Origin of the sequence: Paraburkholderia tuberum STM678 (assembly GCF_902833905.1) — a bacterium.
In the GTDB taxonomy this organism is placed as follows: Bacteria; Pseudomonadota; Gammaproteobacteria; order Burkholderiales; family Burkholderiaceae; genus Paraburkholderia; species Paraburkholderia tuberum.
In genome coordinates this window covers 115464-136944 of sequence record NZ_CADFGP010000004.1, presented here as the reverse complement: position 1 = coordinate 136944, position 21481 = coordinate 115464, and the positions used below count along the sequence as shown (strand labels likewise).

18 protein-coding genes and 1 pseudogene are annotated in these 21481 nt (G+C 62.9%); 6 read left to right on the top strand and 13 right to left on the bottom strand.

What is annotated here, in order from left to right; genetic code table 11:
• Positions 1 to 64: 64 nt before the first annotated feature.
• From motB to flhD, 4 genes are all read right to left on the bottom strand, one after another.
• A complete protein-coding gene (gene motB, locus HWY30_RS04585) occupies positions 65 to 1075 on the bottom strand; it encodes a flagellar motor protein MotB (RefSeq protein WP_090802477.1) in 1011 nt (336 codons plus the stop codon).
• Between the two features lie 22 nt (positions 1076 to 1097).
• Positions 1098 to 1958: a flagellar motor stator protein MotA gene (gene motA, locus HWY30_RS04580; RefSeq protein WP_090802475.1), complete on the bottom strand. Its 861-nt coding sequence runs from the start codon at positions 1956 to 1958 to the stop codon at positions 1098 to 1100.
• A gap of 136 nt (positions 1959 to 2094) precedes the next feature.
• Complete coding sequence (gene flhC, locus HWY30_RS04575) at positions 2095 to 2745, bottom strand: flagellar transcriptional regulator FlhC (protein WP_090802473.1); 651 nt, start codon at positions 2743 to 2745, stop codon at positions 2095 to 2097.
• Positions 2745 to 3065: a flagellar transcriptional regulator FlhD gene (flhD, locus tag HWY30_RS04570; RefSeq protein ID WP_090802472.1), complete on the bottom strand. Its 321-nt coding sequence runs from the start codon at positions 3063 to 3065 to the stop codon at positions 2745 to 2747. The genes flhC and flhD overlap by 1 nt, the downstream gene beginning before the upstream one ends.
• 800 nt (positions 3066 to 3865) lie before the next feature.
• On the opposite strand from flhD, the gene HWY30_RS04565 reads away from it, so the two are divergent.
• On the top strand, positions 3866 to 4930 hold the full coding sequence (locus HWY30_RS04565) for a glycosyltransferase family 4 protein (RefSeq protein WP_090802471.1): 1065 nt from the start codon (positions 3866 to 3868) through the stop codon (positions 4928 to 4930).
• Positions 4931 to 5229: 299 nt separating this feature from the next.
• On the opposite strand, the gene HWY30_RS04560 is transcribed toward HWY30_RS04565, so the two are convergent.
• Positions 5230 to 5532, bottom strand: a complete 303-nt coding sequence (locus tag HWY30_RS04560) for an H-NS histone family protein (protein ID WP_013090908.1) — start codon at positions 5530 to 5532, stop codon at positions 5230 to 5232.
• Positions 5533 to 5819: 287 nt separating this feature from the next.
• Here HWY30_RS04560 and aqpZ point away from each other — a divergent pair, with 287 nt between their 5' ends.
• The 3 genes from aqpZ (at position 5820) to HWY30_RS04545 (ending at position 8083) form a co-directional block, all read left to right on the top strand.
• Positions 5820 to 6560 carry an aquaporin Z gene (gene aqpZ, locus HWY30_RS04555; protein ID WP_090802469.1) on the top strand — a complete coding sequence of 247 codons (741 nt, stop codon included), beginning with the start codon at positions 5820 to 5822 and terminating at the stop codon, positions 6558 to 6560.
• A gap of 173 nt (positions 6561 to 6733) precedes the next feature.
• Positions 6734 to 7501, top strand: coding sequence for a histidine phosphatase family protein (locus HWY30_RS04550; protein WP_090802467.1), 768 nt, complete (start codon positions 6734 to 6736; stop codon positions 7499 to 7501).
• Between the two features lie 288 nt (positions 7502 to 7789).
• Positions 7790 to 8083, top strand: a complete 294-nt coding sequence (locus HWY30_RS04545; protein WP_090802466.1) for a PXPV repeat protein — start codon at positions 7790 to 7792, stop codon at positions 8081 to 8083.
• Positions 8084 to 8184: 101 nt separating this feature from the next.
• On the opposite strand, the gene HWY30_RS04540 is transcribed toward HWY30_RS04545, so the two are convergent.
• On the bottom strand, positions 8185 to 9006 hold the full coding sequence (locus HWY30_RS04540; RefSeq protein WP_090802464.1) for a Cof-type HAD-IIB family hydrolase: 822 nt from the start codon (positions 9004 to 9006) through the stop codon (positions 8185 to 8187).
• A gap of 47 nt (positions 9007 to 9053) precedes the next feature.
• Positions 9054 to 9944 carry a glucosamine kinase nucleotide-binding domain-containing protein gene (locus HWY30_RS04535; protein WP_090802463.1) on the bottom strand — a complete coding sequence of 297 codons (891 nt, stop codon included), beginning with the start codon at positions 9942 to 9944 and terminating at the stop codon, positions 9054 to 9056.
• A 140-nt stretch (positions 9945 to 10084) separates the two neighbouring features.
• Here HWY30_RS04535 and HWY30_RS04530 point away from each other — a divergent pair, with 140 nt between their 5' ends.
• Positions 10085 to 10681, top strand: coding sequence for a DNA-3-methyladenine glycosylase I (locus HWY30_RS04530; RefSeq protein WP_090802461.1), 597 nt, complete (start codon positions 10085 to 10087; stop codon positions 10679 to 10681).
• Positions 10682 to 10843: 162 nt separating this feature from the next.
• Positions 10844 to 11268, top strand: a pseudogene (locus tag HWY30_RS04525) (hypothetical protein).
• Between the two features lie 100 nt (positions 11269 to 11368).
• Here the strand turns inward: HWY30_RS04525 and rpsU are convergent.
• The 6 genes from rpsU to HWY30_RS04495 form a co-directional block, all read right to left on the bottom strand.
• Entirely contained in the window at positions 11369 to 11581 is a 213-nt protein-coding gene (gene rpsU, locus HWY30_RS04520) for a 30S ribosomal protein S21 (RefSeq protein WP_006050883.1), read from the bottom strand.
• A gap of 418 nt (positions 11582 to 11999) precedes the next feature.
• Positions 12000 to 12941, bottom strand: a complete 942-nt coding sequence (locus HWY30_RS04515) for an aldo/keto reductase (RefSeq protein WP_090802459.1) — start codon at positions 12939 to 12941, stop codon at positions 12000 to 12002.
• A gap of 1143 nt (positions 12942 to 14084) precedes the next feature.
• Positions 14085 to 17519, bottom strand: a complete 3435-nt coding sequence (locus HWY30_RS04510; RefSeq protein ID WP_143037126.1) for an O-linked N-acetylglucosamine transferase family protein — start codon at positions 17517 to 17519, stop codon at positions 14085 to 14087.
• 211 nt (positions 17520 to 17730) lie between these two features.
• Entirely contained in the window at positions 17731 to 18030 is a 300-nt protein-coding gene (gene fliT, locus HWY30_RS04505; protein ID WP_090802452.1) for a flagellar protein FliT, read from the bottom strand.
• A gap of 19 nt (positions 18031 to 18049) precedes the next feature.
• Positions 18050 to 19678 carry a flagellar filament capping protein FliD gene (fliD, locus tag HWY30_RS04500; RefSeq protein ID WP_090802450.1) on the bottom strand — a complete coding sequence of 543 codons (1629 nt, stop codon included), beginning with the start codon at positions 19676 to 19678 and terminating at the stop codon, positions 18050 to 18052.
• Positions 19679 to 19826: 148 nt separating this feature from the next.
• Positions 19827 to 21245: a flagellin N-terminal helical domain-containing protein gene (locus HWY30_RS04495; protein WP_090802449.1), complete on the bottom strand. Its 1419-nt coding sequence runs from the start codon at positions 21243 to 21245 to the stop codon at positions 19827 to 19829.
• Positions 21246 to 21481 lie beyond the last annotated feature (236 nt).

Genomic DNA, 21481 nt, shown 5'->3' with positions numbered 1-21481 from the left:
ACACTGGGCCGCCGGGCGGTGCGCGCCGGTCGGGCGCGGGCCGCGGCCCGGCGGCCGCGGTCTGTTACTGGGCCGGTGGCGCCGCCGCCGGCAACTTCGGTGCAGCCGTCACCGGCTGCGCAAGTCTTTGCAGCAGCGGCTTCGAGCCGGCTGCGTCGTCCGACAGGGTCGTCGTCGTGGAGTCGTCGTGATCGAGCGCCTCCTCGGACTTCCTGTTCAACACGATGATGCTGATGCGACGGTTTTCCGGATCGAGCGGGTCCGCCTTGTTCAGGTTCTGCGTCGACGCGAGACCGAGCACGCGCATCACCTTCGCTTCGTCCATGCCGCCCGCGACCAGCTCGCGCCGCGACGCGTTGGCGCGGTCGGCCGACAGCTCCCAGTTGCTATAGCCCTTCTCACCGCCCGCGTACGGCACGGCGTCGGTATGGCCCTGCACGATGATGCGGTTCGGCACGTCGTTCAGCGTGTGGCCGATCTCGCGCAGGATGTCGCGCATGTACGGCTCGACGACGTCGCGTGCGGTCGCGAACATCGGCCGCTTCTGCGAGTCGACGATCTCGATGCGCAGGCCGGTCAGCGTCGAGTCGATGCGGATCTGCTGCTTGAACTGGCGCAGCACCGGGTTCGCCTCGATCGCCGCCATCAGCTTGACCTGCAGGTCGTGCAGACGCACCTGTTCCTGGCGTTCGAGCGCGCCCGTCAGCTGCTTCACGGAGTCGTCGTCGTTGTGCGACGCGGTGCGCTCGGCGCGGCTGCTGCTGCCGTCGGTCGAGCGGGTCACGCCCTGCGCGTCGGTCGAGATGTCGCGACCGCCGCCCTTCAGGATGCTCGAGTCTTCGGCGCTGCGATCGCCGCCCCACAGCGTGATCTTCAACGGCTGGTTGAAGTAGTCGGCGATACCTTTCAGCTGCACGGTGGAGGCCGAACTCAGCAGCCACATCAGCAGGAAGAACGCCATCATCGCGGTCATGAAGTCCGCGTACGCGAGCTTCCACGCGCCGCCGTGATGACCGGACTTTTTCGGCGCGCTGCGCTTGACGACGATTGCGCGGTCTTTGTCCTTGCTGCTCATCGGATCGGTTCCCGTCGCCTGCTTATTTCGCCTTGACGCGGCGCACGTGCTCTTCGAGCTCGGCGAACGACGGGCGCTCGGTCGAGAACAGCACCTTGCGGCCGAACTCGACCGCGATCGCCGGCGCGTAGCCGTTCAGGCTCGCGAGGATCGTCACCTTGATGCACTGGAACATCTTGGTCGACTCGGTCACGCGCTGCTCGGCGACGCTGGCGAGCGGCCCGATCAGCCCGTACGAAAGCAGAATGCCGAGGAACGTGCCGACGAGCGCCTGCGCGATCATTTCACCGAGCACCGCGGGCGGCTTGTCGGCCGAGGCCATCGTGTGCACGACGCCCATCACCGCGGCGACGATACCGAACGCCGGCATCGCGTCGCCGACCTTGGTCAGCGCGTGCGCGGGCGCCTCGCCTTCCTGGTGGTGCGTCTCGATCTCCTCGTCCATCAGGCTTTCGATCTCGAACGCATTCATGTTGCCGCCGACCATCAGCCGCAGGTAGTCGGTCAGGAACTCGATGATGTGCTTGTCGGCGAGGATCTTCGGGTACTGCGTGAAGATCGGGCTCTTCGACGGATCGTCGATGTCGGCTTCGAGCGTCAGCGTGCCTTCCTTGCGCGCTTTCGCGAGCAGCACGTACAGGAGCCCCATCAGCTCCATGTAGACGTCCTTGTTGTACTTCGCGCCCTTGAACAGGGTCGGAATGACGCGCAGTGTCGCCCGGATCGTCTTCATCCCGTTACCGAGAATGAATGCGCCGACTCCGGCGCCGACGATCATCAGCACCTCGACGGGTTGCAGCAGCGCGCCGAGATGGCCGCCTTCGAGCGCGTAACCGCCGAAAACGGACAACAGCGTCACGAGTGTTCCCACGAAAATCAGCACTGCCGAGCCCTCACAAAAAAGCGACGGTTACCGTCGTTAGTCAGGTTTACGGCACCGGGGCGGAAAACTTTGGGGAAAAAGACGGCGCTCGAGTCCGGTGTAAACCAGAGGCTTGCGCTGCCTCAACGCGTGCTGCTCAGACTTCGGCGGTGACGACGGTATCGAGCGTGGGGGCGGGGCAGCGGGCCTCGTGAGCTCGCGCGTCGGACACTTGCGGCACCTCGGCCGGGACTCGGGCGACGGCGATTTGCCGCTCGGCCCGCGTTTGCGCCGCCTTCTTCGTCTTGCCCGCGCGCGACGGCGGCTGACACAGCCCGCACACGAACCCGTGCTGCGGATCGTGCGCGTGCGCGACGAAGTGGCCGCCGCAGCGGCGGCAGGCGCTCATCTGCAGCATGCCCGAGTCGAAGAAGCGCACCAGCGTCCAGGCGCGCGTGAGACTGAGCACCGGCTCGTCGTCGTGCAACTGCACGTGCTCGAGATACAGCCGGTAGCTCTTCACGATCGATTCGATCGCGCGGCAGCCGCCGTGACCGGCCATGAAACGGTAGATGTTGTAGAACAGCGACGAATGAAAGTTCGGCTGCCAGGTCATGAACCAGTCGGTCGAAAACGGCAGCATGCCCTTGGGCGGCGACACCCCTTTCAATTCCTTGTACAGCTTGACGAGCCGGTCGCGCGACAGGCTGGTTTCCGCCTCCAGCAATTGCAGACGCGCGCCCAGTTCGATCAGCTCGATCGCGAGGGTGATTTCCCGGACTTCGAGTACGACGCTCTTACTGGCCATCAGCCGATCTGCTCGACCGGCTGGCTCGCCATCAGGATCGCCGAATGAGCCTGCGCCATCGCGCTGGACTTGTCCTTGTCCGCGAGGGCGGACAGCACCGCGTGATCGTCGAAGCGGAAGCGGCACAGCATCTGGTTGGACGCCGCGAGCTTGACGGTCTGCGCCAACGACAGATTGGCGAGCACGTCGGCCAGCTGGTCCGAAATACCCATGCGGAACATGCCCATCGGCTTGTCTTCGCGCAGCAGACGCTGGGCGAGCAGCAGATAGGAAAGATTGACTTCCCTGATCTCACTGAGCATATGGCTAGTCGTGCTCATGATTTCCCCCGTTCGTATGCCCGGCTGGTCAGGCCGATTTTTTGCGGAAACGTTTGCTCGAACGCGCGCGCTGAATCCGCGCGAATCCGCTCGTCTCTGGTCTTGCAAGCATTGTCTCGAAAGGGGGCACAGCCGAAAATCGGAGAGACACCCCAGCTGGGTGACGGATTAATCCGTCATTTGTGTAGGAATTATTCCTACAACCCGGGTTGCGGCGAGGCACGAATTGGGTCGAATTGATGCGCGGGGCGGGACTGACGATGCGCGCTGGGAATTTATACGGCTGCGGCGTGTACCGGATGGTGAGTTTTCAGAACTTCGCCGCCGCACCGTAAAACGGTGGAAAAGAATTATAAGACGTTTTCACCCGGCTGCAATCTGGCTCGGTTAGAGATCTTTCCCGGCGCATCCCGACCCTCGGGTCCGCCGCTTGCTACGGTGCATTTCGCCTGTCGAGCCTGATTAAGTCGGTGGAATTACGCTTCCCGATGATGGGGACCTGTTGGCGGCTCGACCTTGCGCGGCAGCTGTAACGGTCGATGTTTCGCGCTGTAACAACATTAAGCGTTTGAAAAATAACTCGAATTACCGCGGTCGATCCCGATAATGAAGGCTAAGGGATTACCCGATAGCTATTTCGGAGCACCCTCGGGCGGGGCAAACCGCGCCCAACCGTCCGGTTAGGCATACGTACCACGCGCCATTCAGCCGTGGTGCGAAGCCCCGGTAAGTATCAAAAATCCGCATGGGATCCGGGTCGGCGCCACAGCGCTAACTCTGATCGACACAGGAGAAAACGCATGCGAATCGCACAAGTCGCGCCGCTCTACGAAGCTGTCCCACCGAAACTCTATGGCGGCACCGAACGTGTCGTGTCGTATCTGACCGAAGCGCTGGTCGAGCTCGGCCATGACGTCACGCTGTTCGCGAGCGGCGACTCGGTCACGTCCGCCAATCTCGAGGCATGCTGGCCGCGCGCGCTGCGCCTCGATCCGACGATTCGCGATGCATTGGCGCCGCACGTGCTGATGATGGAAAAGGTCCGCAAGATCGCGCACGAGTTCGACGTGCTGCATTTTCATCTCGACTACCTGCCGTTCCCCCTGTTCACGACGATGGACACGCCGTTCGTGACCACGCTGCACGGTCGTCTCGACCTGCCGGAATTACAGCCGGTGTTCGACGCGTTCTCGCATGTGCCGGTCGTGTCGATTTCGGATTCGCAGCGTCTGCCGCTGCAGCAGGCCAACTGGCTCAACACGATCTATCACGGTCTGCCGGACCAGTTGCTGACGCCGCAGCCGCACAAGAAGCCCGAATATCTCGCGTTCCTCGGCCGCATCTGCCCGGAAAAACGCGTCGATACAGCTATCAGGATCGCCGCGCAAAGCGGTCTGCCGCTGAAGATCGCCGCCAAGGTGGACAAGGTCGACATGGAGTACTTCAAGCGCGAGATCGAGCCGCTGCTGTCGATGGCGCATGTCGAGTTCGTCGGCGAGATCAACGAGGCGCAGAAACCCGAGTTTCTGTCGGGCGCGAAGGCGCTGCTGTTCCCGATCGACTGGTCCGAGCCGTTCGGCCTCGTGATGATCGAGTCGATGGCCTGCGGCACGCCGGTTATCGCGTTCAACCGCGGCTCCGTGCCTGAGGTGATCGACCACGGCGTGACCGGCTATATCGTCGAGGACGTGCAAGGCGCGGTAGCGGCTCTGCAGCGTCTCGACGAGCTGTCGCGCATCGAAATCCGCGCCCAGTTCGAACGCCGCTTCAGTTCGAAAACGATGGCGCAGAACTATATCGACGGCTATTCCGCCTTGATTGAAACGTCGCGGCGCCCGGTATTGCGCCAGGTCGCGGTCGGCTAGGCGCGCCTGAAAACGGCCGGCGCTTTTACGGCTGGCCGTTTTCGGCCCGCATTGAAGCGGCGCTGTGAACCTTCGCTTATAACGCCGCAATAGCGGCGAGTCCGGCATCGGAATCGTTTGCGCGAGCGAAAAACGAAGTCTTTTGGCTGCCGGACGCGAAAAAGCCGCCCTGTATGGGCGGCTTTTTTAATACAGGGATGGTTGCGCTTCCACGGTGGATTTGCGAGCGGCGAATAAGCCAAACAGCAAAGAAACCTTCAGACCGCCTTCACCTCGTCTCACATCAGGTCGGGCGAGCGTCACGCCGAGCCAATCAGAAATCGCTCGCGATTCTTGCCGACGATCCATTTGGGCGGCTTGCCGCGCCCGCTCCATGTATTGCCCGACTTCGGGTCCTGATATTTCGCCGGCAGCGGCGTCTTCTTGGGCGGGCGGCCGCGCTTGGCGGCGACCGCGAAACCGAGATCCTGCGCGGTCAGACCGTATTCGGCGATCTTTTGGCGGATGTCGGCGACGACATTGTCGATTTCCGTGCGTCGCGCTTCTTCTGCCTGTGCCTGCAATTTGGCAATCTGCGCCTTGAGGTCTGCATATTGAGACATTCGGTTCTCCCCTTTTCTAGAACTCATTCGACCGCAGACTAGCTGCAATTATAAAAATTCGCAATGGCGACTAATACCGGTTTAGCGAATTTTCCTCTGATAATTATTAAAGAGTGTGAATTGTAAAACCTGCGCTTTATCTCGCAATAGTTTATAAATTCTGTGCGGATTGACAATCTTTGACACTCAATTTGGCGCTGTCTGCCTAGAATTGCGCGCTCAAGGTACGTACTCGCCCTTTTCGATGCGTGCTTCTGAAGTACCCATTCTTTTTAGGATCACCAAAAATGCAGTTGTCAAAGCGCCTCGTTGCCGAATTGCTCGGCACCTTCTGGCTCGTGCTCGGAGGCTGCGGCAGCGCGGTCCTCGCCGCCAACTTCGCCGGGCCGGTTCACGGATTGGGCATCGGCTTCGTCGGCGTGTCGCTGGCCTTCGGCCTGACCGTGCTGACGATGGCTTTTGCGATTGGCCACATTTCAGGCTGCCACCTGAATCCGGCGGTGAGCGTCGGACTGGCCGTCGCCGGCCGATTTCCGGTGCGCGATCTTCTGCCCTATGTCGTCGCGCAGGTGGTCGGCGCGGTGCTCGGCGCATTCGTACTGTCGCTGATCGCGTCGGGCAAGCCTGGCTTCGACCTGGTCGCGAGCGGCTTCGCGACGAACGGTTACGGCGAGCAATCGCCGGGGCACTACTCGCTCGCCGCTGCCTTCATTTGCGAAGTGGTCATGACTGGCTTCTTCCTGTTCGTGATTCTCGGCGCGACCGACCGCCGCGCGCCGGCCGGCTTCGCGCCCATCGCGATCGGCCTGTGCCTGACGCTGATCCATCTGGTCTCGATTCCTGTCACCAACACGTCGGTCAATCCGGCGCGCTCGACGGGCCCGGCGTTATTCGTCGGCGGCGTGGCGATCGATCAGCTGTGGCTGTTCTGGGTTGCGCCGATCATCGGCGCGGTGATCGCAGGTGTCGTCTATCCGCTGATCGCTGAGGATCGCAGCAGCGAGGCGCGCAAGCTGGCGCTCGACTGACGGCCAGTTCGACGCCCCGGTCTCGCGATCGTCGCGTAGTGGGTATGAATGGGCGCCTCGGCGCCCATTATTCATGGCGCTCGCCAATGCGATATGAATGCCGCGCCGGCCGCGTGCCGGTGGGCACCGCTGCTAGAATCGGGCGACTTCCCAGCCTCGCACAGGTGCTTTCGATGAACCGTTTCCGCGGATTCCTGCATGGCGTCGCACTGTCGCTCGGCGGCCTGTGCGCGAGCACGATGGCGTTGCCGGCCGCGCCCGCGGCGACGAACACGGCGACCGTCGTTGCGACCGCGGCCCCCGTTGTAGCCGCGGCGGGCGGCAATATCGAAACCCTCGTATTCGTTCGACACGGCGAGAAACCCGCGCAGGGGTACGGCCAGCTAGACTGCCAGGGGCTCAACCGTGCGCTCGCGTTGCCGGCTGTGATCGCCGCCAAATTCGGCAAGCCCGATGCGATCTACGCACCCGACCCCGGCCAGCAAAAAGACGACGGCGGTCATCCGTACTATTACGTGCGCCCGCTCGCGACGATCGAACCGACCGCGATTCAATTCCAGATGCCGGTCCAAACACCGTACGGTTTTGCGCAGATCGACCAGCTCGGCAACGCGCTCGTCGACCCGGCCAATCGCGGCAAGCTGATCGTCGTTGCCTGGGAGCACAAGCTGATCGAGAAGCTGTTGCGGCAGATGTTGAGCACGCATGGCGGTCGCGCGGCCGACGTGCCGAAATGGCAAAGCGACGACTTCGACAGCATTTATATCGTCCGACTCGACTGGCAGAACGGCACGCCGCGCGCGAGCTTCAAACACGATCGCGAAGGGCTCGACGGGCGGGCAACCGATTGCCCTTGCGCGGCCTTGCCGGGAGTGTCGGCATCTTCGGCAGGAGCGGCCTCTTCCGCAACTTCGGCCGCTTCGGCGCCCGCGGCGGATTAATTGAGCAATACAGATGTAAGCCGTGTTTACGTGCGCCGGCGCGGCAAGCGGCGAGCGTGCGCGACGAGCCGCCTGCCGGCTTGAATTGATCCGCCGCAAAGCCCCGTGCGGCGCGGCTGCAAGCGAAGTAAGGTATTTGCGCGCAACGTCCGCGCGAGCGTTTTTTTCTAGCTTCGCTGACTTCGACGATGCTTGCAGTCCGTAACATCTGGTCGCAGTCCTGCCCGCCTCGAGTGCGTACATTGGTCCTGCGCGACAAACCTACGTCGCCTCACAGGAGAGACCAACATGAAACGCATCGTCACTCACTTGCTGGTTGCTGCCGGACTCGCGGCGGGCGCATGCGGTGTCGCGCAGGCGCATACGGATCTGAGCGTCGGCCTATCGCTCGGCGCCCCGGTTTATGCAGCGCCCGCGCGCGTCTACGCGGCGCCGGAGCCGGTGTATTACGGCGGCTGGGATCATCGCTACCCGCGTGGTGACTACTACCGCGACTATCACCGCGATGATCGCGGCTGGGGTCACGACAACCATCGCTGGGGTCATGACAATCGAGGCGAGCACCGCGGCTGGCGGGATTGACGAGCGCAAGCGGAGCGCACGCTGCGCGCTTCGGGAGCAACTTTTGCGGCCCGCATCCACGCGAGTGGATGCGGGCCGCTTTCAATCGCAGTGACTACGGTTCAAGATGCCAGTTCGTCGTTGAGCGCAAACAGTTTGCGCAGATGATGCGCAACGCCCGCCTCGAAATTGTTGCCGATGCGCGGCACATGCGGCAGACGGGTGATCAGATCGGGATTGGCGTTGTTCATCATGAATGGATGGCCGGCCGTCTCGAGCAGATCGATATCGTTCATGTTGTCGCCGAACGCGACGCAGTGCGACGCGTCGACACCGAGACGCTCGAGCACGATCTGCAGGGCGCGCCCCTTCGACACATTCGCGGTCATCACTTCGAGACAATCCGGCAATGAATACGTCACGTACAGTCGCTCGCCGAAGTCGCGTTCCAGATTGGCGGCCACCTGCGCGAGATCGGCGGGGTCGCCGATATACAGCGCCTTGGCAATGTCGACGCCATCGTGCTTCGGCAGGTCGGTCACTTCGTACGTGAAGCCGGAATCCTGGTGAAATTCCAGCAGATGGGGCGCGTCGCGGTCGATGAGCCACGCCTCGTCTGCAAACAGACTGACGATCACTCGACCATGCGCGCCGACAATTTCGGGCTGCACAAGACGCTGAACGATCGCCGGCGGCAAATCGTCGGCGTGGATCACCGTGTTGCCAGGCGCGTGAATGCGCGCGCCGTTCGAGGTGATCAGATACGGATTGATGCCGAGCAGATCGCGGATGCCCGCGACGTCGCAGTAATGCCGCCCGGTGGCGATCACGAACTGCAGCCCGTCGCTTTCGAGCTTGCGCACCGTGGCGACCGTGAACGGGTCTACCTGGTGATCGGCATTGAGCAGTGTGCCGTCGAGATCCGTGGCGATGACTTTATACATGGTGAGTCCGGCGGCTGAACCGTCGAGGCAGCGGCAAAGCGGGTATTTTACAGGTCTCCCCGAGCCAGCCGCTGCGCCTCGCGCCGCGCCAGTTGCAAGCCGCCATGCGCCGAATCCGCGCGCGGCTCGCGCAGGCGCGCCTGATACGCCTGCGGCACGTACTCGCGCAACGGCGTACCGAGGCCTCCGCATAACGCGACCGGCAGCGCGCCCGTCGCGTCCAGCGCGGCGATCATCTTGCCGACTTCGACGCCGGCCTCGCCGAGCAGCCGCGCCGCGAACGGATGTGCGCGGTGTTCGATCGCGATCGGCGCGAGCCGCGCGTAGGCAGTCTGATTGGCCGTGCACAGCCACACGACGAGACTGTCGCGATCCCGCGCGCCGGTATGCGCGAGCAGCGCTTGCGTGAGATCGTCGACGGCAACGCGGCCATCCAGCGCCTGTTGCGCGTGCACGATCAGCCGAAGGCCGAGCCATGCGCCGCTCGCTTCGTCGCCCGATGGAAAGCCGTAGCCGCTGGCCATGCGGAATTCGCCGTCGCTCGCGAGCGAAGCCGCGACGCTGCCGGTGCCGAGTGCGACGATCACGCCGGGCGCGCCGTCGTGCGCGCCGAGCAGGGTCGTGTAGGCGTCGGTTTCGACGGCCAGTCCGGCGAGCCGCGGCGCCTGCTGGTGAAACTCGGCGAGCCAGTCGCGATTGTTGACGCCCGCCAGTCCGCAACCGAGCACGCAGCGCGACCAGTCCAGCGCGACTCCGGCTCGCTGGAACGCTTCGCCGCAGGCGGCCTGAATGGACTGCCATGCGCGCGGGATGCCGAGCCCAAGGCCCGATGGGCCGCTTGCCGCTTGCACCAGTTCGCGGCCCTGCGCGTCGGCGAGCACGACGCGCGTGCCGGTGCCGCCGCCGTCGACGCCGATCAGAAAGAAGTCGTGGTTCATCGAATCGAATCAGTTCCGTGGGTGAATAACGCTTAGCGTGGCAGGTCAGTTTGAATCGCACAATTAGCCGATTGGCCAGCTTGCGGCGCACACCGCTTCCGCTATGCTGGCGAACGACATGACCAGGCGGGGGCACGACAGTGACACAACGATGCAACTGGGTATCGAGCGAAGCGCTCGCACGGTACCACGACACCGAATGGGGTGTGCCCTCGCGCGACGACCAGCACCTGTTCGAGATGCTCGTGCTCGAAGGCGCGCAGGCCGGTTTGTCATGGTCGACGATCCTCAACAAGCGCATCGGCTACCGCCGTGCATTCGCCGACTTCGACATCGACAAGGTCGCGGCCTTCACGCCGAAGCGCGTGGATGCGCTCGTCGCCGATGAAAGCATCGTTCGACATCGCGGCAAAATCGAGGCGGCCATCCTGAACGCGCGCGCTGTGCAGCAGATTCAGGCCGAACATGGCTCGCTCGCGAACTTCGTGTGGTCATTCGTCGACGACACGCCGATTCAGAACGAATGGACTTCGTATAAGCATGCACCTGCGTCGACGGAAGTATCCGACGCGCTAAGCAAGGCGCTCAAGCGCTACGGCTGCAAATTTGTCGGTTCGACGATCTGCTACGCATTCATGCAGGCGATCGGCATGGTCAACGATCATGAGACGACCTGCATGTGTCGTGAGCGATGCGTGTCGCTGGGCAAGAAGGGGCGTGGTCGGAAGGCGAGGTGAGGCCACGGCGTCCGCGGGACGCGCAAACGCGTGAATTGGCGCCCTTTCATGCTCGTAGTCGGCCCTTCGTCGGACGACGCACGGCGGATACTCGTCGCCATGCGCTCAGGCGATGCGCGCTCAACAACAAATAACTACCGCCTCGGACGCGGGAGACCAACCATGAAAACACTTAGCTTCCTGACCCACCAGGACATTTACGATCAGTCCGTCACGCATCTGTTCGAATAGAAACGCGCTGCATTGCTACTGAGGGGCGGGGGCGCCTACCGCGGCTATTGCGGCGGCTGCCCGGTCGGCAATCTGATCAAGCCGCGCGATTACATGACCGCAATGGAAGGCGTTCCGGTGCGCTTCATCGGCAAGCCACCGGCCGAAGTGCCCGCTTACATGGATGTCGGCTTGGCCGCGCTGAAAAAAGCGCTGCTTCGCGCCCGCATCAACGTATACGACCCGGTGACCATCGCTTTGCTCAGTTGCCTGCAAAACGTGCACGACGTGTTCGGCACATGGGAGTGGCACGACCGGCTGGCTCGATCGCGCGCGAGTTCAGGCTGTCGGCCGAGCGGCTGAGGAGCGCGGCGTAACGGCTGCACGCAGGGGCAAAATCCGACGCTATGAAAGCAAAACGGCGATGTGGCTTCTTTCGAAGCCCACACCGCCGTTCGGCGTATCTAAAAAGCGTGTTTAGTGCAGCTTTTTCGGCAGCATCTGGCTGCGCAGACGCTTGTGCAGGCGCTTAACAGCTGCTGCCTTCTTGCGCTTGCGAGCCGTGGTCGGCTTTTCGTACGACTGGCGTTCACGCAGTTCAGCGATCAGGCCATTCTTTTCGATTGCGCGACGAAAGCGGCGAATTGCCACTTCGAACGGCTCGTTTTCCTTCAGAAGAATCGTCGTCATGTAATTCCTAACTCAATCACTAGATACGGGTTTAATTGCATGGCGGTGACCGCTCAGGTCACCACTCACGCGCCGGCCCTCCGGTCGCTCCGATTCATGGCCAGTAACAGGCAAACGCGAGGCTGATAAACAACCCCGGCCAAACCACGAATGAAGCGAGAGGCAAAGCGGCCACGGAGGCCGGAAAAGAGAGGTGGGGAGTTCACCGCGGAACGCGGACAGACGTAATGCAAAAGCCGCGTCAGTTGCCGTTTCGCCAACCTTTCATCAACGAAGAACACTGACGAAACAGGCAAAGATCTCAATTCACTCCCGATCATATCAGGAAACTCTCCATCCTACCAGGGGTTTACCGATTGCGCCAGGCTATTCCCTGGCGCGGATCGCCGCCGCGTTGGCGGCCGAGGTGTTTGCCTTATCAGGCGCTCGCTTCGTCCAGCTCACGAATATCGTCGGCGGAGAGGGATAGCTGGACGGCCGCGACCAGGCTCTTCAACTGCTGGACCGAGGTTGCGCTCGCAATAGGGGCCGTAACGCTCGGGCGCGCGATCAGCCATGCAAGCGCGATCGCGGCCGGCGTGCTGCCGTGCCGTTGCGCGACGCGGTCGAGCGCGCCGAGAATCCGCAAGCCGCGCCCGTTCAGGTATTTTTCGACCCGGCTCCCGCGCGCCTTGCCGGCCAGATCGGCCTCGCTGCGGTATTTGCCTGACAGGAACCCGCTCGCGAGGCTGTAATAAACGACCACGCCGAGATGATTCGCGAGCGCCACCGGCTCGCTGTCGCTCTCGTATTGCGCGCGGTCGTACAGGTTGTATTCGGGCTGCAGCAACTGATACCCGGGCAGCCCGTGCTCGCGCGATACCGCGAGCGCTTCCTCGACGCGCGCGCCACTATAGTTAGACGCGCCGATCACGCGCACCTTGCCCGCCTCGATCAGCTTCTGATACGCACCGAGCGTTTCGGCGAGCGGCGTCGCGGTGTCGTCGTCGTGGGAGAAATAGACGTCGATGTAATCGGTTTGCAGGCGGCGCAGCGAGTCTTCGACCGCCGCCTGGATATTTGCGGCCGATAGCCCCTTGCGCTGCGGATGCTTCGACACCTTGGTCGCAAGCACGATCCGCTCGCGCTTGCCGCTCTGATGGAACCACTTGCCGAGGATCGTCTCCGACTCGCCGCCCTGGTTGCCGGGCACCCAGGCCGAGTAGACATCGGCGGTGTCGATGAAATTGAGTCCGGCTTCAACGAACGCGTCGAGGATCGAGAAAGAGGTGGCTTCATCGGCCGTCCAGCCGAATACGTTGCCGCCGAACATGAGCGGGGCGACCTGCAACGAGGAAGTGCCGATCCTGCGTAGTTCCATGATGGCTCCAGGTATGAGTGGGCGAACGCAATGCGGGAAATGGCCGGGCAAACCCGGGACCGTTGAGCATACGCCGCCTCGCACTACGTTGCAGCCCCGGGCACGAAGGCTACGCCGCACGCCTCGCGCTTGAACGCGGTCGATGCGTGGCGCAAAAGATGGCGCAATAGTTTGCGCGCGCCTCAAGTTTATTCAGAACACCGCTGGTGTTCACGAATGCCGCCGGCGGCAGCGTCACGAACAACCGCGACGCGGGCACGCGCGACGTGCAGGTGTCGGTCCCGCGGCAGATCACGATCATCGACAACGGTCAGACGCTGTTCCAGATCCAGAGCGTGCAGGCAGACGGCTCCGCCTACCTCGCCGCGGCCGGCTCGTCCAATCAGGGCAAGGGCACGTTAGGCACGTACACAGACGTCTCGGTAATTGTGGCCGGCTCCGTCTTGAGCGTCCCGATCTCGAGTACGCCCGAAGGACGGCGACGCGTTCAGCGTGACGCCCGGCAATGCGAGCGCCAACAGGCAACACGCCTGCGGGTACGGCGGCGTTCGATAACGCGCTCACGACGGGCGAGGCGCGGCTCTCCAACTCGTACTCGAACGTGGTCACGATCCTGGCTTCGGTAGGCGGAGGCGTCGCAGAAAACCTTCTCGTCCGCGCAGAACCTGTCGCTCTTCCAATACATCAATCCCTGGTGTGGGCGAGAGGCTGGCACACGCCGCCAGGCACACCAGCCTCCCCGCAAGCGCAGCCGCACAGCGCATATTTTTCAAGCGCGCTCCCAAAGCGCCCGCTCAGCCCCTTGGTCGTAGCGCCGCTGCCACGCACCCCAGCTCCTCGACACATTCTCGCGCTGCTCGATGCGCTGCTGCCGGAATTGCGCGTCGGTCTCGTTTGGCGGGGCAAGCCGCAACATCACAACGACGCAAACCGGTCGTTGCCGGCGGTCGCATTGCTCGCGCAGCTCTGGCGGAAGAGGTGGTCGAGCGGGTGCGGGAGAAGTTGGCTAGTTGGCCCTCATTGAGTGCACGCCCATGGCTACGGGATACCATGCATTAGCACCGCCGATAGTCTGTCGCCTGAACTACTGCTCTACCCCACGTGCCCGCAACAAAGCTTTAGTTGACCGACCAGGCGCAATGGTCACTTCAGGAACGTGGACCATGCCTGGTGTTTGCGGTAGTACTGATCCTCCGCAGCATCCAGTCCGTTGTCCTTGTACCAGGGCAGATGCCTGCACGTGTACCGTCCACCGAAACGCACCGCAGCCAGATGAGTTTCGCGGCGGAAGTACCGCTTGTTGTAGACCGCAAAGGTCGTATCGATCGGCGCGCGAAAGATCGGGTCACCGTTGGCGCCCGCCGCGATCTGCTGTTGCCAGAAGCGTGCTTCCCAGTCGATCAGCCCATAGTTCTTCACGCCGTCCGACTGCATGATGGAGAGTGCTTTCTCGTCCATCAGCGCGGGTTGCGAGATGTCGAGAGCAAAGCCGGCCTTGCCGATTTTCAAAGCTTCCGTGGCGTCTATCAGGTCGAACAGGAAAGTATCGGGCAACTCGGGATTCAGTTCGAGATCGGGATCGGTAATGCAGAAAATGTCCGGCAGCCGGTGATAGATGACGTCTGAAAGCAAGAACGCGCGCGGCCCGACATTGTGGTCGAGCCGTGCGACGCTCACCGTATCCTGGATGCTGGCGAGGTAGTCGAGCATACCGGGGGCGCTCGATGCGTTGTCCACGACGATGAGATTGCGCAATCCTCTGCCTTGGAGCTGCGACACCATCCGGCGCAGATATGTGACGTTGTTAAAGGTCGGGATCAGAACCGGCACGTTGGCGATCAGGGCGCCGACTGGATGCCGGTATTGCCGGCTATCCGCCCTGAGCGCTGCCAGCTCGCTCGCTGGCTCAGCCCGGTCGACCGGCGCGATGCGCTCAAGATCGCTCACGTATTGTGAGACTCGGCTCAGTTCCTGGCGGATGTTCCTGTCGTTCGGCAGCAGAGTATTGGCCTTGCGCAAAGGCTCCAGTGCCTCAAAGGGTTTCCCTTGCTGCAGTAGCGACGTCGCCAGCATGTGCCATGCCTTGCCGATTTCTGGCAAGAGCGTGGTGAACTGGCGGGCTACAGCTTCGGCCTCGGCAAACTGCTGCTTGTCGAGCAGGAGCGTGAGCGTATCGACGAATTCACCGGCCAGCGCGGCGCGCTGCTCGGGCGACAGGCCTGCTGGGTTGTCCACGGCGGTGTGCGCATTGCTGACATGCGCCAGAACCTCGAAATGCTCAGGCTCCAGTCCGTCGCACCACCGCTGCCACATGGTGCGAAACGCGCGCGAGGCGGCGTTGGAGATCGCGCCGGCGTCGATCAGGACCGACTGTCTGCAGTACTCGCGCAGCTCGCCGCGCACTACCGCGAGCGCTTCGGGGTCGGCGGCCAGCGCGGCGCACTTGCGCACGAAGTCGTCCTTGTCCTGCGCAACGAAGGCTGAGTCGAGCCCGAGGTGCGAGAGCCACCCCGTGCTGCCGCGGCTCGCCATCGAAACGCCGGGCAGGGTCATGGTGGGCACGCCCATCCACAACGCTTGCATGGTCGTGGTCGAATTGCCGAAGGGCAACGTGTCGAGACAGACGTCGATCAGATTGTGCTGCTGCAGGTAAGTCGAGACATTCCCGCGCTGCAGAAAACTGATACGGCTCAAGTCGATCCCTTCGCTCGCGAACAGCCCGGTCAGCTTGTCCATCTGCTCCCGTGCCGTAATCGCGCCGATGACCATGCGCGAATCCGGTACCTCGCGCAGCACGCGTGCCCAGAGCGCCACGACTTCAGGCCCGATCTTGACGATGCGGCTGAAGCTGCCGAACGTGATGAAGCCGTTTTTCAGGGCAGGTAACTCGTTGACGTCCGGCGCTTGCGGGTGCGGCTTGAACGGCGCGAGCGCCGGCAGGAACACGAGCTTTTCCGAGAACTGGCGCTCGAATTGTTCGAGCGGCGTGACAAAACGGTCCGACAGGTAATAGTCGACGGCATCCAGGCCCGTCGTGGCCGGATTGCCGATCCAGCTCGCCTGGACCGGCGCCGGCTTGTGCGCGAAGGCCACGAGCCGGTTGCGGCCGGTATGGCCGGACAGGTCGATGAGGATATCGATGCCGTCGTCGCGGATCTTCTGCACGACTGCGTCGTCGCTCATGCCGAAGATTTCGCTCCACGTCTGCGCATGCGCACGAATCTGCTCGGTGAAGCCGTCGGTCACCGCGTAGTTCGAATAGATGTGCAGTGACAGACTCGAATCGAGCGCCAGATGCTCTAGCACCGACAGGAAGAAATACGCAACCGGGTGACCGAGCAGATCGCCGGAAACAAAACCGACTCGCAGGCGCCGCGACGGATCGCGGTCATTGGTGTGCCGGGGCCGACGCGCACGCAGCGGCGCTTCGTGGCGCGCTGCAAACTCGCGGAACTCCGCGAATGCGCTGAGCGCGTCCAGATCGGGCTTGTGCATCAGGGTGAACAGCAGGTTGCTGTGGGTTATCGCCTGCATCGGTGCCAGTTCGAGCGCACGGCGGAAGGCGGTTTCGGCTTCGTCGTACAGACCATGCTTGAGCAACAAGAGGGCAAGCGCGTCGTACTCGAGGGCGTCGTTCGGCGCCAGTTCCACGGCACGGCGGAGATGGACGATCCCCTCGGCGTACCGGCCCATCTCCTGTAAGGCGGTACCCAGGTTGCGATGTAGCACGGCGCTTTCGGGATATTTTTCGAGCGCTTGGCGGCAATGCGTTTCGGCTTGCTGATACTGGCGGGTGGTGATCAGCCCGTCAGTCAGCATCGTCCGGGCGGCAATGAAGTTGGGCAGCAAGCGGGCGGCGTGCTCGGCTGCCTCGACGGACTCGTTGTAGCGGCCCGTGCGTTGCAGGACACGCCCAAGTTCGTACCAGCATTCGCCATGCGACGGATATTGATGCGTCAGGCGGCGGGACACATTCAGCGCCGCTTCGAATTTCCCGCTGTTGAAGAGATGCTGGAGCTGGCGCATCTCCTTGAGGCTTGCGCGGCGCGTATCGAGCTTCACGCGCTCGTCCGTATCGGATGCCGCAGGGGGGCGCGAGTCGCTCCCGCTCGCATCAGCCTGGGGAGCGGGAGCGGTCGCAGCCTCGGGCTCCGGCGTGGCCGGGAGCGGCGCTTCTTCCCCACTGATGCGCGCGTGCAGCATCTGGACGGCCGCCTCGGGCAGGCCTTGATGCCGCGCGAGGTCGAGCACGACGCGCGCCGCCTCGGTCTGCTGGCTGGCGACGAGGGCGTTGATGTAGTAGACCCAGATCTGCCCATTTTTCGGCATCTGCCCAAGCGCCGCCTCGAAATGCGGCACTGCTTCGGAGGGCCGCCCCGTTTGCATGAGCAGCACGCCGAGGTGGTAGTGCGCGTCGGGGTGATCGCTCGCGGCCTCCAGGACAGAGGCATAGCGCGCGGCCGCCTCCTCATATTCCTGCTGGCGATGATGTTCGATCGCGCGCTGCATGGTGAGCGAAATGTCTTGATTCTGCTGCAATTTGGCAGCAGGTGTGGCGGTGCAGAGGAAGGCGGTCATGACGAAGGCGCGCGTACGCGTCAAGAACTCGGACCGTTCGAATTATGGGCGGCGGCCAATTACGCCGATCGTCCGAGCTAGCGCCAAAACGGCCGCCAATTTGCCTTCGATGAACTCTCAGGGCAAAGAAACGGAAAAGAAAAAGCCCGCACAAGGCGGGCCAGGGTACGCGCTTGCGCCGCGAAGGACGCAATGAACCGTTGCTCCTGCTTCAGTACCGCGCCATGCTCAAATACTGCCCGGCGTTGCGGCTCGCCTGCATGCTCGCCTGATACTCGGCGCCCAGCACCTGCTGCGCGGCCTGCGCGGCCTCGACGATGCGGCTGTCGATCTCGTGGATCTCCTTGAGCCGCGCGATGACCTCCTGCGGCTGGGGCACGCCGAGCGCCGTCAGCAGGGGCGAGCGCTCGTCCGCGAGCTGCGCGGCCCGCTCCCACTCGCCAACAGCGACCGCCAGTTCGAGGTCTTTCGTTATCTGCCAGATGCGCTCGATCGGGGCGACGTTCTGCATGGCTCGCTCCTCGTCGCGCTCAGCTCTTGTTCGTGGCGAGCGCGCCTGCGCTGTTGGTGCCACCGAACAGTTGCGTGAGGTATTGCGAGTTGTTGTTCATCGTTGCCATCAGTGTGTTGAGCGCTGTGAACTGCGCGGTATACATGCTGGTGAGCTGAGCCTGCCACGCTGTAAGCGTCGTCTGCTGGTTCGAGAGGCTAGTCAGGTCGGCGTTGATCGCGTCCGTACGGTTTTGAATGATGCCGCCGGACGAGGTGTAGTTTGTGATGCTGTCGTCCAGTTGCGCGGCGATGCCATTGGTCGAATTGAACAGCGAGGCTACAACCGACTGGTTGTTCTGCAACGCATTGCTGAGCGTCGTGTTGTCCACCGACAGCGTGCCGTCCGCCTGGAGCGTAATGCCGATCGCGGCAAGCGTCGTCTGCGAAGTACCGGTGCCCACGCCGCCGCTCACGATCTTGGCGAGCTGGTTCTGGATCGTGCTCAACGTGGAATCGCCGATTAGCACGCCCTGCGACGTCGAGTTCGCGTTGTACGCCGTCAGCGCCCCCATCGTCGTGACGAGCGTGTTGTAGAGGCTGACGAAATTGTTGATCGCCGAGGACTCCGCGCTGGTGTTCTGCGCGATCGTGAGCGTCTGCGTGGTGCCGACCGCCGCTGCCGTGAGGTTCAGCGTCACGCCGGACACGGCCGTCGTCACGGAGTTCGAGGAGCTGGTTACGCCCACGCCGCCGAGCGTGAAGTACGCATCCTGGGCGGCCTGCGTCTGGGTCCAGCCTGTGCCGGAAATGGTCGACTGGCTAGGGTTGTAGGTCTCCGGGTTGCCGTTGCTATCGAGAACCGGGTTGCCACTGCTATCCAAAACTTGAGCGGTGAGGTCGCTCGCGCTGGAGATCGCCTTGCCGTTGGTGGTCGTCACCGCGAGCTTGTTCAGGCCGTCGGTCGAGCTCGAATCGTTGATCGCGATGCTGATGCCGCTCGACGCGCCGGTCGAGGTCGATTGCAGCACGAGATGCGCGCCGTCCGCGCCGGTCACCACGGTCGCGACCACGCCGGGATTGTCGTTGGCCGAATTGATCGCCGATGCAATGCCGGCAATCGTGCTGTTCGAGCTATTCAGGGAAATCGTGCTGGTCTTGCCGTTGACCGTCAGGGCCATCGTGGCCGCGCCGGAAGCCAGGTTTTGGGTCGAGCTGTAGCCCGCCGAGGTGAGCACTTGCGACGTGGCGACCTGCGCCACATTGAGCGAGTACGAACCTGCCACCGCGCCCGTGCTGGCTGTGGCGGTAACGCCGCTGCCGCTCAAGGTGGACGAGAACGAGTTGAGCGTCGCACCGTCGCTGAGCGGCTCGGCGGCGGCCTGCAACGCGGACAGTGCCGCGGAGAGCGTGCCGTAGGCCGAGATCAGCGTGTTGTCCGCAGTCTGCTCGGCAGCGATGGTCGCGGCCTGGCCGGCAGACTTCGAGTTGACGAGCGCGGTGACGAGCGAACTTGTGTCCATCGACGAATTGGTCGAGCCGCTGATGATCGACTGGGCGGCTGCCTGCACCGTAGCGTTGGCGTCGGCTGTCGTGGTGGCGACCGCACTCGCGATCGCGCTGGTGGTGGATCCGGTTACGGTGGAGGTGGATCCGGTTACGGTGGACATGAGGAGGCTCCGTGCGTCGGCAATGCCGGTTAAAGCGATTTAACAAGCGGGGTAACGCGGGAAAAGACCATCGGGAGGCAAGCCTCCCGACGGGTTTGCGTCCGGCGCGCATCGAGCCGCGCGCCGGCTGCCTGCAGCGGGAAGCGCCTTACTGGAGAAGCTTCAGGATCTGCTGCGGCTGCGAGTTCGCTTGTGCCAGCACCGAGATACCGGCTTGTTGCAGAACCTGTGCCTTGCTCAGGTTAGCCGTTTCTTGTGCGAAGTCGGCGTCCTGGATCGACGATTGTGCGGTCGACAGGTCGGTCGACTGAGCTTGCTGCGTCGTGCCGATTGCGCTGAAGCGGTTTTGTGCCGCGCCGAGCGTTGCTTGCAGGTTGTTGACAGCGTTCAGCGCGTTGTCGATGGTCAGCATTGCTGCCGAAGCGCCGTCCTTGGTCGAGATGTCGATCTGCGAAACCGTGTTCGACTGGCTCAGCTTGTCGATGGTCGCGCCCATTGCGTCTGTAGTCTTGCCCGCAGCATCGAGATTCGGGTTATCGCCGGCCGCTTGACTCGCGGTCGCGATAGCGCCCGTTACCGCTTCGACTTCGGTCGCCATAGTCGCACCGGTGTCGCCAGTCAGCGTGGTGTTGCCGTTGCTGTCCGTACCAACAGTACCGCTGGTGAAGACTGCGCTAGCAACAGCGTTAGTCAAGGCCTTACCGTTCTGGTCCGTGAGCGTGAAGCCGCCCTTACCGTCGGCAATCACGTTGATCTGCGAGACAGTAGCGTTCTCGCTGCCGTTCGTATTAAGCGTCCACGTCTGCGAAGCATCACCTGCTGCAGCCGGAAGCGCGGCGCCACCGGTCACTTCGCCCGCGGGGGCATTCGAGAAGGCCGTGATCGTCGAAGCATCGGTGATGGCGTTACCGTTTTGGTCCGTGTACGAGACCGAATTCGTAGCGTTGTCCCACGAAGCCGTGACCGACGTGATACCCGCAGCCGCCGCCGCAGCGCCGTTGCTATCCAGCGAGACCGAGAACGAGCCGAGCGTGTTGCCCGCTGCCGGAACGCCGCCGCCAATCGAAGCAGCGGACATCGACTGCGAGAGATTCAGCGAGATCGACTGACCGACGTTTGCGCCGACCTGGAACGACACGTTGCCCAACGAGCCGTCGAGGACGTTCATGCCGTTGTACGTCGTTTGCGACGCGATACGGTTGATTTCCGAGACTTGCTGGTTCACTTCCTGTTGAAGTGCAGCACGGTCGTTGTCGGTCATCGAACCGTTAGCTGCTTGCGTAGCAAGCTGGCGGATACGCTGGAGCGACGAAGTCAGCGACGACAGACCCGACGATGCCGTTTGCACCATCGACGTACCATCGTTCGAGTTCGACACACCCTGGTTCAGACCGTTGATCTGGGTCTGCATGATGTTCGAGATCGCAAGACCTGCTGCGTCGTCTGCTGCGCTGTTGATGCGCTTGCCCGACGACAGACGCGTGATCGCTTGCGACAGTGCGCTACCCGAGCCGGTCAGGTTTTGTTGCGCGACGAGCGAGTTGGTGTTGGTGTTGATTCCGAGCATTGAGATTCTCCTGATGGGGCCATCGGCCCAGTAACGGCAGCGGTTCGTTGGCCGGCCGCCTTGTTTGTGATTACGACCCCACCTGGAAAAACTTTAGCTGCCTTGTTGATGCGACCCTCTGGGCTGACGCCCTTCCCTCGCCCGCGTGCGGTGGGGAGGCGCTTTTCAAGATGGGGGACGCCAGGCTTCGTCCTTCAGCGGTTTAAGGCCCGCAGGCGTCGAAGCCACTTCGCGTC